General features: G+C 67.0%; 10 protein-coding genes. 7 read left to right on the forward strand and 3 right to left on the reverse strand.

Translation table 11 applies throughout. The annotated features are described in order from the left end of the window. Positions 1–24: 24 nt before the first annotated feature. Together QO033_RS24125 and QO033_RS24130 are read right to left on the reverse strand one after the other, a co-directional pair. Positions 25–993, reverse strand: a complete 969-nt coding sequence (locus QO033_RS24125; RefSeq protein WP_284483293.1) for an alpha/beta hydrolase — start codon at positions 991–993, stop codon at positions 25–27. Then, the gene (locus QO033_RS24130; RefSeq protein ID WP_284483294.1) at positions 990–1,655 is read right to left on the reverse strand and encodes a GntR family transcriptional regulator; all 666 of its coding nucleotides are present in this window, start codon (positions 1,653–1,655) and stop codon (positions 990–992) included. Before QO033_RS24130 ends, QO033_RS24125 begins: the two co-directional genes overlap by 4 nt. Before the next feature lie 171 nt (positions 1,656–1,826). On the opposite strand from QO033_RS24130, the gene QO033_RS24135 reads away from it, so the two are divergent. Genes QO033_RS24135 through QO033_RS24165 form a run of 7 tightly spaced genes read left to right on the forward strand, consistent with a single transcriptional unit; the run spans position 1,827 to position 9,695 of the window. After that, positions 1,827–2,696, forward strand: coding sequence for an alpha/beta hydrolase (locus QO033_RS24135; protein ID WP_284483295.1), 870 nt, complete (start codon positions 1,827–1,829; stop codon positions 2,694–2,696). Beyond that, the gene (locus QO033_RS24140) at positions 2,696–3,808 is read left to right on the forward strand and encodes a C45 family autoproteolytic acyltransferase/hydolase (RefSeq protein WP_284483296.1); all 1,113 of its coding nucleotides are present in this window, start codon (positions 2,696–2,698) and stop codon (positions 3,806–3,808) included. Before QO033_RS24135 ends, QO033_RS24140 begins: the two co-directional genes overlap by 1 nt. Positions 3,809–3,868: 60 nt before the next feature. Then, positions 3,869–5,425, forward strand: coding sequence for an ABC transporter substrate-binding protein (locus QO033_RS24145; RefSeq protein ID WP_284483297.1), 1,557 nt, complete (start codon positions 3,869–3,871; stop codon positions 5,423–5,425). 23 nt (positions 5,426–5,448) lie between these two features. Next, positions 5,449–6,396 carry an ABC transporter permease gene (locus QO033_RS24150; protein WP_284483298.1) on the forward strand — a complete coding sequence of 316 codons (948 nt, stop codon included), beginning with the start codon at positions 5,449–5,451 and terminating at the stop codon, positions 6,394–6,396. Continuing rightward, positions 6,393–7,241, forward strand: coding sequence for an ABC transporter permease (locus tag QO033_RS24155; protein WP_284483299.1), 849 nt, complete (start codon positions 6,393–6,395; stop codon positions 7,239–7,241). The genes QO033_RS24150 and QO033_RS24155 overlap by 4 nt, the downstream gene beginning before the upstream one ends. Position 7,242: 1 nt before the next feature. Next, positions 7,243–9,051 carry a dipeptide ABC transporter ATP-binding protein gene (locus QO033_RS24160; protein ID WP_284483300.1) on the forward strand — a complete coding sequence of 603 codons (1,809 nt, stop codon included), beginning with the start codon at positions 7,243–7,245 and terminating at the stop codon, positions 9,049–9,051. After that, positions 9,048–9,695 carry an FMN-binding negative transcriptional regulator gene (locus QO033_RS24165; protein ID WP_284483301.1) on the forward strand — a complete coding sequence of 216 codons (648 nt, stop codon included), beginning with the start codon at positions 9,048–9,050 and terminating at the stop codon, positions 9,693–9,695. Before QO033_RS24160 ends, QO033_RS24165 begins: the two co-directional genes overlap by 4 nt. Before the next feature lie 27 nt (positions 9,696–9,722). Here QO033_RS24165 and QO033_RS24170 read toward each other — a convergent pair whose 3' ends face one another. Beyond that, a complete protein-coding gene (locus QO033_RS24170) occupies positions 9,723–10,250 on the reverse strand; it encodes a helix-turn-helix domain-containing protein (RefSeq protein ID WP_284483302.1) in 528 nt (175 codons plus the stop codon). Positions 10,251–10,364 lie beyond the last annotated feature (114 nt).

Below are 10,364 nucleotides of genomic sequence, written 5' to 3' on the forward strand. Positions count from 1 at the left end.
CGAGGTCGCCCCGGGCAAGACGGCTCAGCCGCGCGGGGGGAAATCCTCGGCGATTGCCTCGACGATGCGGAAGAAATGCCGCAGCGCCTGGCCGGAGATGCCGCCGTGGCACATGAAGCTGTGGAGCATGCCGGACAGGCAATCGGCCCGGACCTCGACGCCGGCCTCGATCAGCGTGGTGGCAAAGCTCAGCCCGATGTCGCGTAGCGGGTCGCATTCGGCGGTGAAGATGCGGGTGCGGGGCATCAGCGCCAGATCGGGGTGCCGTTCCAGCACGTTTTCGGGTCGCTCCGCATCGGCGCGGTCGGGCAGGTAGTTGGTCAGAAACCAGCGCATCTCGGCATCGTCGAGGTTGGTGCCGGTGGCATAGCGGGTCACCGAGGGGTAGCGGGCGGTGCTGGCGCCCTCGACGAAGGGACGGGCGTCGGTGACCGGATAGATCAGCGTCGCGCCGCAGAGCCCGAGCCGGCCGCCCCGTGCGGCGTGAAGGGCGGCATTCACCGCCAGATTGCCGCCGGCGCTCTCGCCCATCACCGCGACGCGGGTGGGGTCGATCTCCAGCGCTGCGGCGGCACCGGCGAGCCAGTCCATCGCGGCGCCGGCATCCTCGACGGCGGCGGGAAAGGGGTGCTCGGGGGCCAGGCGATAGCCGATGAAGACGATGGTGACGCCCAGAAGATGCGCCAGCGCGCGCGAATGGATGTCATAGGTGTCGGCATCGCCCAGCACGAAGCCGCCGCCGTGGAAATAGACCAGCGCCGGCAGTGTGCCGCTGGCCTGCTGCGGCCGGTAGAGGGTGGCCGAAAAGGGCGCGCCGGTCTCGGCAGGGCCGAGCTGGCGCACATCGGCCTCGTGCCGGACCGGATAGCCGTTGGCATGGAACATGTCGCGCATCGCGGCGCGGGCGTCGGTCAGCGCCATGTCCTGCAGCGCCGGGCCGCCGGCGGCGCGATTGCGGTCCAGCAGGCGGGCGAGGTCGGGGTGAATCGTCATGAGGGGGTCTCGTCTTCCAAGGGCACGGGCATGCCGCTGATGTGGCTGGTGATCCGGGCCTTGAGCAGCGGCAGATCGCGTTTCTCGATCGCGTCGACCAGATCGAAGTGGCCCTGGGTCGCCTTCAGCAGCTGATCCATCGTCTGCCACTGGCCCACCGGCGCCGCCGGGCCGCGCTGGCGCAGATCCAGCATCATCTCGCGCAGCACGTCGTTCCTGCAAAAGCTGTAGAGCTTGGCGTGAAAAGCGTAATTCGCCTCGATCTGCGCGAAGGAGGAGCCGTGATACGCGGCCTCCTTGAACGCCTCGGCCAGCGCCCGCAACTCGGCGATATCGGCCTCGGTGGCCTGGTCGATCACATCTGCGGCGGCGTGGGATTCGAGCAGGGCGCGCACTTCTCCCACCTGGCGGATGCGCGTCGGGTCGGGGTGGGGGACGCGGTAGCCGCGATTGGGAATATGTTCGACCAGCCGCTTGGAATGCAGGTTGGTCAGCGCATCCCGCACCTTGATCCGGGTGCAGCCGTAGCGCTTCTCAAGGTCGATCTGCTTGAGCCATTCGCCCGGACCCAGAACGCCCTTGTTGATGTCGGTGACGATCTGTTGAGAGATCTCGTCCGGCGATTGTCTGGCGGCTGGGCTGTCTTTCGGGGCTGTGCTCATGGCGTCTCTGCGGGATCTCTGCCTGTGGGTTTCAACCGGAGAATAGACAGCCGAAGGGCGGGGATCAATATCATCCACAAAATTGGCGCCAATTTAGAAAAAGATTTTGACGCCATGTGCAATCCTGCCTAGTCTCGCCTCCGACGACCGATTGCAGGAGACCCGTGACACATGCTGCCAAGAGTAGGGGACAGCCCCAAAGACCGCTTCCGGTCGCTTTATCTGACCGGGGAGACCACGATCATCGCCTGCAAGGCCGATCCGCGGTTCTCCTACACGCTCTACATCCCGGAAAGCGCCTGGGACGCGCCGGAGCGCGAACTCGATCTGCTGGTGGCGGTGCATGGCACCATGCGGCTGCAGTCGCTCTATCGCGACGCCTTCGCTGGATTCGGGCGCTTCAACAACTGCGTGATCCTGGCGCCGCTGTTTCCGGTCGGCGTGCGCGGCGACATGGAATCGGGCGGCTACAAATACATGGTCGAGGGCGACATCCGCTATGACGAGGTGCTGCTCGCCATGGTCAAGGAGGCGGGCGATCTGATCAGCCGCAGCTTCGGCAAGTTCATGCTGTTCGGCTTTTCCGGCGGTGGCCATTTCACCCACCGGTTCCTCTATCTGCATCCCGACCGGCTCAAGGCTGTCTCGATCGGCGCGCCGGGCTCCGTCACTCTGCTGGACGAGACCATGGACTGGTGGCCCGGCATCCGCAATTTCGAACAGGTCTTCGGGCGCGGCATCGATTTCGCGGCGCTGAAGCAGATCAAGGTGCATATGTCCGTCGGGGCGCTGGATACCGAATCCTGGGAGATCACCTTCCCCGAGGATTCGCCGAAATACATCCCCGGCGCCAACAGTGCCGGCAAGAACCGCAATGACCGGCTGCACAGCCTGCGGCAGACGATGGAGGCGCGCGGGGTCGAGGTCTGGCACGATATCGCCCCCGGGGTGCCGCATGACATGCGCGGCGTCTTTCCCTATGTCGAACGCTTCTTCACCGATGTGCTGACTGATCGGCTGCCGGCGCCGGGGGTGCGCTGATGGGCATCGTGCCGAAGCTGATCGAGTTGGAGGGGCCGGCGCGGGCACGCGGCCAGTCCTATGGCCGGCAGGCTGATACCCAACTGCGCCACGGGCTCGGCGTCTATCGGGCGCTGTTCCAGGATCAGGGCATGAGCTGGGATAGCGTGCTGGCCTATGCCGCCGAGCTGCGCGACAGCCTTGTGCGCCTGGTGCCCGAGGCGGTGGAAGAGCTGGCCGGGATCGCCGAGGGGGCCAATGTGCTGCTGGAGGAGGTGCTGGTCGTCAACGGCCGCAGCGAGATCATCAACCTGCATGCGCAGCGGCCGCGCGATCTGTCCACCGCCGATGATGGTTGTACCGCCGCCGTGGTCCTGCCGGAATGGACCGAAGCCGGGCAGCTGCTGCATGCGCAGAACTGGGACTGGCTGCCCGATTGCGCCGAAAGCACCGTGGTCCTGCAGATCCGCTCTGAACAGGGACCCGATATCCTCACCTATGTCGAGGCCGGCGGTCTGGCGCGGGCCGGTTTCAACTCCGAAGGTGTGGCGATCACCGGCAACAATCTGGTCTGCGGCCAGGACGGCAAGGCGCCCTTCGGCGTGCCCTTGTCGGTGATCCGCCGCCGGGTGCTGGAGGCGGGCGGCTATTCCCAGGCGCTGACCGAGCTTTACCGGCTGCCGCGCACGGTCTCGAACAACATGACGATCAGCTGCGCCACCAGCGGCGATTGCCTGAATTTCGAAACCACGCCGGCGCAGATCTACTGGCAGGCGCCGGAGGGCGGTTGCCTGACCCATGCCAACCATTTCACCAGCCCAGCCGCGCGGACGCGGGAGATGGACGCGGGCATCGCCAGGGGCGCCGACACGCTGTTTCGTGACCGTCGGCTACGGCGGCTGATCGAAACCGGGGGCCAGGCCCATACGCTGGACAGCCTGGCGCTGGCGCTGGACGACCGTTTCGGATCGCCACGCGGCATCATCCGCACGCCCAGGGGCAACGAGGGCGAAACCAACGCCTATCTCTCCGCCACCGTCGCCATGGTGCTGATGGACGCCGGCGCCGGCGAGATGCGGATCCGACAGCTGCCCTATGCCAGCGACACCACCACCCGGTTCAGCCTGAGCTGAGCCGGCGCCGCCGCCTGCAAGGGGCGGGCCCAACAAAGACCAACAACAGGGAAGACCGACATGAAAATCAGAAACGGACTGCTCGGCACGGTGATGCTGGCGGCGACGCTGGCCTGCGGCACGGTGGTGCCGGCGCTGGCCGACAGCATGGTGCGGATGGCGCTGAACGCCGATATCCGCGGCACCAACCCGGGCGTGACCCGCGACGGCAACACCGACATCATCCACGGCCATATCATCGAGGGCCTGGTCACCTATGGCGCCAATTTCGAGATCATTCCGATGCTGGCCGAAAGCTATGAGGTCTCGGACGACGGGCTGACCTACACCTTCCATCTGCGCAAGGGCGTCAAGTTCCACAACGGCGCGGTGATGACCTCGAAAGAGGTGCTGTGGTCCTGGAACCGGCTGGCGGGGCCGGAGTCCGAAAGCCACTGCAAGAATTACTTCAACGGCAAGAACAACATCAATGTGGTCGCCGCAGAGACCCCGGACGAGAACACCTTCGTGATCCGGCTGGAGCGGCCCTATGCGGTGTTCCTGGCCACCATCGCGCGGTTCGATTGCGGCGCCATGGGCATCCTGCATCCGGACTCGGTCAACCCCGACGGCAGCTGGAACGCACCGATCGGCACCGGCCCCTATATGCTGGGCGATCACCTGCCGGGCCGCTATGTCGAGCTGAAGCGCTTCCCCGACTACGTCAGCCGCGACGAGCCGCTGAACGGCTATGGCGGCGGCAAACACGCCGAGGTCGACACGCTGCATTTCGACATCGTGGGCGAGGGCGCGGTGGCCAAGACGGCGCTGCAGGCCGGCGATCTCGATCTGGTGCAGATCGACGCGATGGCGGCGGCAGAGTTGCAGGGCCAGCCCGGGTTCACGGTCGACGCCACCCAGTCCGCGGTCTGGGACACCTATCTGCTGAACCCCAACGACCCGCTGCTGAAGGATGTGCGCATCCGGCAGGCGATGGCCCATGCCATCGATCCCGAACAGATCATGGCGGCGATCACCGAAGGGTTCGGCAAGGCTTCCCCCTCGCCGGTGCCGCCGATGTCGGCGAACTTCACCCAGGTTGAGGCGCAATACCCGGCCTATGACGTGGAACTGGCGCGGTCGCTGATGCAGCAGGCCGGCTACGATGGGGAAGAGATCACGATCCTCGCCACCCGCCGCAACGGCGCCTATTACGAACGGGCGCTGATGGCGCAGGCGATGCTGATGGACGCGGGCTTCAACGCCAAGCTGGAGGTGGTCGAATGGGGCACCCAGCTGGAGGCCTACCGCAAGGCCGAAGGCTATACGATGCAGTCCTTCAGCTTCTCGCCGCGTCTGCAGGCGGGGCTGAGCTTCGAGATGTTCACCGGCGCCGCCACCCGCAAGGCCTGGCAGGATCCGGAGGCCATCGCGCTGGTAAATGAATCGCTGCAAACCGGCGATCCGGCGCGCCTGCAGCGGATCATCGACGAGCTGTCGCGCCGCTTCAACACCGAGGTGCCCGCCATCGGTCTGGGTCACCGGATGCTGTTCACCGGCCTCTCCGACCGGGTCGAGGGCTTCGAGAACTGGGGCGCCGGCATGCTGCGCGGCTGGATGCTGCGGGTCGCCGGCTGACCGCCGGAAGACAGGAGACGGCCATGTTTCTTTTCGTTCTGCGACGCATCGTGATGTCGGTTCCCACCCTCATCCTCGTGGCCGTCATCATCTTCTGCCTCGTCCGGGCCTTGCCGGGCGACGCGGCGCTGATGATGCTGGGCGGCAATATCGACGATGAATCGACGCTTGAGATGATGCGCCGGCAGCTGGGGCTGGATCAGCCCTTGCCGGTGCAGTTCCTGGCCTGGCTGCGCGAGATCTTCTCGGGGAACCTCGGGATCTCGATCCGCACCGGCCAGCCGGTGGGGGCGTTGATCCTCGACCGGTTCGGCGTCACCGCCACGGTGGTGCTGCTGGCGATGGGAACCGCCCTGATCGTGGCGATCCCCGCCGGGCTGATCGCCGCGCATCGTCACAACACCAAGGTGGATTACGCCATCGTGGTGCTGACGATCCTGAAGCTGTCGATGCCCAGCTTCTGGGTCGGGCTGATGCTGCTGGTTCTGTTCGGCGCCATCCTCGGCTGGCTGCCCACCGTGGGCTTCGTCTCGATGTCGCAGGACTTCGGCCTGGGGCTGACCTATCTGATCCTGCCGGTTACATCGCTGGCGTTGTCCGAAATCGCCGTGATGACCCGGATGATGCGTGCCGGCAGCCTTGAGGTGATGAACCGCGATTACATCACCCATGCCCGCGCCAAGGGACTGCCGGAGCGGCAGGTGCTGTGGCGGCATGTCTTTCCCAATGCCTTCGCGCCGACGCTGACCATGGTGGGCATCGCGCTGGCGGGGCTGCTGGCCGGGGCGGCGGTGACCGAGACCGTCTTCACCCTGCCGGGCCTGGGCAAGCTTCTGGTCGATTCGATCTATGGTCGCGATTATCCGGTCCTGCAGGGGGCGCTGCTGTTCATCGCGGCGATCTATGTGGTCACCAACCTGCTGATCGACATCGCCTATTCCTTCTTCGATCCAAAGGTGCGCCTGTCGTGAATTTCATTCTTCGTCTGCTGCGCAAGCCCAACGGGCTGATCGGGGCGCTGATGCTGGGGGCGGTGCTGCTGATGGCCGTGCTCGGTGCGGTCTGGACCCCCTACGATCCGTTGAAATCCGATCTGCTGCACCGGTTCGCCGCGCCGGGCACGGCGCATCCCTTCGGCACCGACATGTTCGGGCGCGACGTGCTGTCCCGGCTGATGCGGGGCGCCTGGGTGTCGGTCTCCATCGGCTTTGCCACGCTGGTGATCCCGGTGCTTCTGGGCACCATCCTGGGCGCCGCCGCCGGGTATTTCCGTGGCTGGTTCGACCGGCTGCTGATCATGGTACTGGATGCGCTGATGGCCTTTCCCGGCCTGCTGATCGCGCTGGGGCTGATGGCGGTGATCGGCGCCAACCGCTATGGCGTCATCCTGGCGCTGTCCTTCGCCTATCTGCCGGCGGTGACCCGGGTGGTGCGCGGCTCGGTCCTCTCGATCAGTCAGAGCGAATTCGTCGAGGCCTCCGCCGTGATGGGCAATTCCCGGCTCTATACGCTGATCGTGCATATCCTGCCGAACTGCCTGGCGCCGCTGATCGTGCTCAGCACGATGATGTTCGGCTGGGTGCTGCTGGCGGAAAGCGCGCTGAGCTTTCTGGGGCTGGGCGTGCCGCCGCCGGAGCCGAGCTGGGGCAATATCCTGTCCGAGGCCAAGGCGCATCTGATGCGCTACCCGCTGCTGGGGCTGCTGCCGGGGATCTGTATCTCGGTGGCGCTGCTGGGGGTCAATCTGCTGGGCGATGCGCTGCGCGACGAGCTCGACCCGAAATCGGCCTCCGGCCCGTCGAAGGAGACGATCTGACATGGAGAGGGCAGAGATGCACGACACCCCCAAGACCGACACCAGAGCCGGGGGCGATCCGATCCTGCGGATCGAGGAACTGGAAATCTCCTTCGGCCCTACCTCCGTTGTGCGGGGCGTCGATCTGGCGCTGCGGCGGGGCGAGATCCTGGCGCTGGTCGGGGAATCCGGCAGCGGCAAGAGCATGATCGGCCGTGCGATCCTGGGCCTGTTGCCGGAGCCCGGACGGGTCAGCCGCGGCCGGATCCGATTTGACGGCCACGAGATCACCGCGCCAAGCTCGCCAGAGGAGCTGCGGCTGCTGCGCGGCCGCTCGATCGGGCTGATCTTTCAGGAACCCCTGTCGTCGCTGAACCCGACGATGAAGATCGGCCCCCAGATGTTCGAGGCGATGCGGCTGCACACCGACCTGACCGAGGCACAGATCCGCGCCCGCGCGCTCGATATGCTGCGGCAGGTGCGTCTGGACCGGCCGGAGGCGTTGCTGGACCGCTACCCGCATGAATTCTCCGGCGGTATGCGCCAGCGGATCATGATCGCTTCGGTGATGATGCTGAAACCGGCGCTGCTGATCGCGGACGAGCCGACCACGGCGCTGGATGCGGTGGTGCAGCGCGAGGTGCTCGACATCATGGAGGAGGTGGCCCGCGCCAATGGCACTTCGGTCATCCTGATCTCGCACGATCTGGCCGTCGTCGCCCGCTATGCCGAACGGGTGGCGGTGATGGAAAAGGGCGATCTGGTGGAAACCGGCACCACCCGCGCGGTGCTGGCCGATCCGCAGCACGCCTATACCCGCCGACTGCTGGCGGCGGCGGAGCTCGGCGCCCCCGATCCGGTGGCCGGGCGCGCCGGTGCGCCGCTCCTCCGCGTCGAGAACCTCAGCGTCGATTTTCGCGAGAAGAAGGTCCTGGGCCTTTTCGGCGAGACGGTCCATCACGCGGTGCGGGATGTGTCGCTGACCATCGCGCCAGGGGAATTCGTCGGGCTGGTAGGGGAATCCGGCAGCGGCAAGAGCACGATCGGCCGTGCCATCTGCAAGCTGACCCCGAAGGCCGCCGGGCGGGTGGTGTTCGACGGCCAGCCGCTGGACCAGATCGGCGCCGGCGAGGAACGCCATCTGCGCCAGCGCATCCGGGTGGTGTTCCAGGATCCGGTCTCCTCGCTCAATCCCAGGATGCGGATTGGCCGGATCGTCCGTGAGGGGCTGCGCCATGACAGGAGCCTGTCGGACACCGAGCGGCAGCAGGCGGCGGAACGGATGCTGGAGGCGGTCGGCCTGTCGCGCGACATGGCGGCACGGTTTCCCCATGCGCTGTCGGGCGGCCAGCGCCAGCGGGTGGCCATCGCCCGGGCGCTGATCGCGCGGCCCGACCTGATCATCGCCGACGAGCCGGTCTCGGCGCTGGACGTGACGATCCAGGCCCAGATCCTGGCGCTGCTGAAGCGGCTGCAGGCGGACTATGGCTTTGCCTGCCTGTTCATCAGCCACGATCTGCATATCGTGGAGCAGCTCTGCGCCCGGCTCTATGTGCTGCACAAGGGCCGGCTGATGGAGGAGGCCGCGACGCCGGCGCTCTTCGCTTCTCCGCGTCACCCCTATACCCGCCGGCTGCTCAGCGCCTCGCCGCGGCTCGAACGTGGTGAAAAGGGGGTGCATCTGGCCGAACACATCCTGCCCGGGATCGCCGGCGACGATCTCGCCTACTACGACGCGATGCGACCGGAGGAGCCCTACCGGCTGATCGATCTCGGCGCCGGGCATCGTGTCGCCATCCGTGGTGAGCAGGCAGGACCTCCCGTCAGATGAGCCGCGAGACCCAGCGCCCCTATGTGCCCGCCCCCTATCGCATGGAGACGGCGGCGGCCCGCGCCATGATCCGGGCGCAGCCCTTTGCTCTGATCGTCACCCCCGGACAGGACGGGGTGACCGAGGCCAGCCACACGCCGCTCTATTTCGAGGATGGCACGCCGGAGTGCCCGACGCTGATCGGCCATATCGCCCGGATCAACCCGCAAACCCCCGATCTGCTGCGCGGTGGCCCGGCGCTGGCGGTGTTCACCGGACCCTCGGCCTATGTCTCGCCGCGCTGGTATGTCGAGGCGGAGGACGTGCCGACCTGGGTGTATCGTGCGGTGCAGGTGCGCGGCCGGATCGCGCCGGTGGCGGAGGGGCCGCAGATGCTGGCGCTCATGGAGAACATCATCGCCCAGTCCGAGGCGCGGATCGGCGGCGACTGGCAGCTGTCGCGGATCCCGCAGGCGGACGTCGACCGGATGATGCCGCGGATCGTCGGCTTCCGCCTGCATATCGAGACGGTGACGGGGGTGTCCAAGCTGGAACAGACCCGTTCTGCCGCGAACCGTGACGCCGTCGGGGCCGCTCTGCGGCTGGGCGAAGACCCGGGTGGCGTGGCGCTGGCCCCGTTGATGCAGGCGCGCGCGCCGACATGATCCGCCGGCAAGGGGCACTGTGGTGGCTCAGGGCACGGCGAGGGATGCGCCCGCCGTCCGGCCGGACAGCCAGGCGCTGGGGATCGTCCCCATCGCCCGGCAAAACTCCCGGTTGAAGTTCGATTTCGTGTTGAAGCCGCTCTCCAGCATCGCCTCGGTCACGCTGAGGCCACGGCCGAGGCCAGCGCAGGCGGCATGGATGCGCCAGGCGTTGACATAGTGCGAGACATTCTCGCCGGTGGCGGCGTTCACGGCGGCCGACAGCCGCTTTTCCGGCAGCCGTAGCCGGCGGGCCAGACGCATCAGCGTCAGATTAGGGTCGAGATGGGGCGTCTCCCGGGTCAGCAGCGAGTCCAGCCGGGTGAGGATCGCGGCATCCTCGGCGCGGAGCACGGGCGCGATCTCTGCCGTCTGCGTCACTTCCGGCGGCGCGCTATCGGCGGTCTCCTCGGGCCCGGTGGCGGCGGTCTCTGCCGCAAGCAGCGGCTGATCGAGATCGAACGCCAGCTCAGGCAGCCGGCGGCGCTGGCGCTCTGAGGGCGGCCGAGCGCCCATCCTCGGGGTTTTGATCAGAGGACGACGAGGAAGTCGTCGGCGCTGAGGGCGAGGCCGGGTTCGAGTTGGGCGAGCTGGCGGGCGGCGCCGGCGCCGCTGCCGTCGGCGTCGAAG

Source organism: Pseudodonghicola flavimaris, assembly GCF_030164425.1.
GTDB lineage: Bacteria > Pseudomonadota > Alphaproteobacteria > Rhodobacterales > Rhodobacteraceae > Pseudodonghicola > Pseudodonghicola flavimaris.

Coding starts and splice junctions, on each gene's coding strand:
- QO033_RS24165 (WP_284483301.1), top strand. CDS start 9,048: ATGAGCCGCGAGACCCAGCGCCCCTATGTGCCCGCCCCCTATCGCATG.
- QO033_RS24125 (WP_284483293.1), bottom strand. CDS start 993: ATGACGATTCACCCCGACCTCGCCCGCCTGCTGGACCGCAATCGCGCC.
- QO033_RS24130 (WP_284483294.1), bottom strand. CDS start 1,655: ATGAGCACAGCCCCGAAAGACAGCCCAGCCGCCAGACAATCGCCGGAC.
- QO033_RS24145 (WP_284483297.1), top strand. CDS start 3,869: ATGAAAATCAGAAACGGACTGCTCGGCACGGTGATGCTGGCGGCGACG.
- QO033_RS24160 (WP_284483300.1), top strand. CDS start 7,243: ATGGAGAGGGCAGAGATGCACGACACCCCCAAGACCGACACCAGAGCC.
- QO033_RS24170 (WP_284483302.1), bottom strand. CDS start 10,250: ATGGGCGCTCGGCCGCCCTCAGAGCGCCAGCGCCGCCGGCTGCCTGAG.
- QO033_RS24135 (WP_284483295.1), top strand. CDS start 1,827: ATGCTGCCAAGAGTAGGGGACAGCCCCAAAGACCGCTTCCGGTCGCTT.
- QO033_RS24150 (WP_284483298.1), top strand. CDS start 5,449: ATGTTTCTTTTCGTTCTGCGACGCATCGTGATGTCGGTTCCCACCCTC.
- QO033_RS24140 (WP_284483296.1), top strand. CDS start 2,696: ATGGGCATCGTGCCGAAGCTGATCGAGTTGGAGGGGCCGGCGCGGGCA.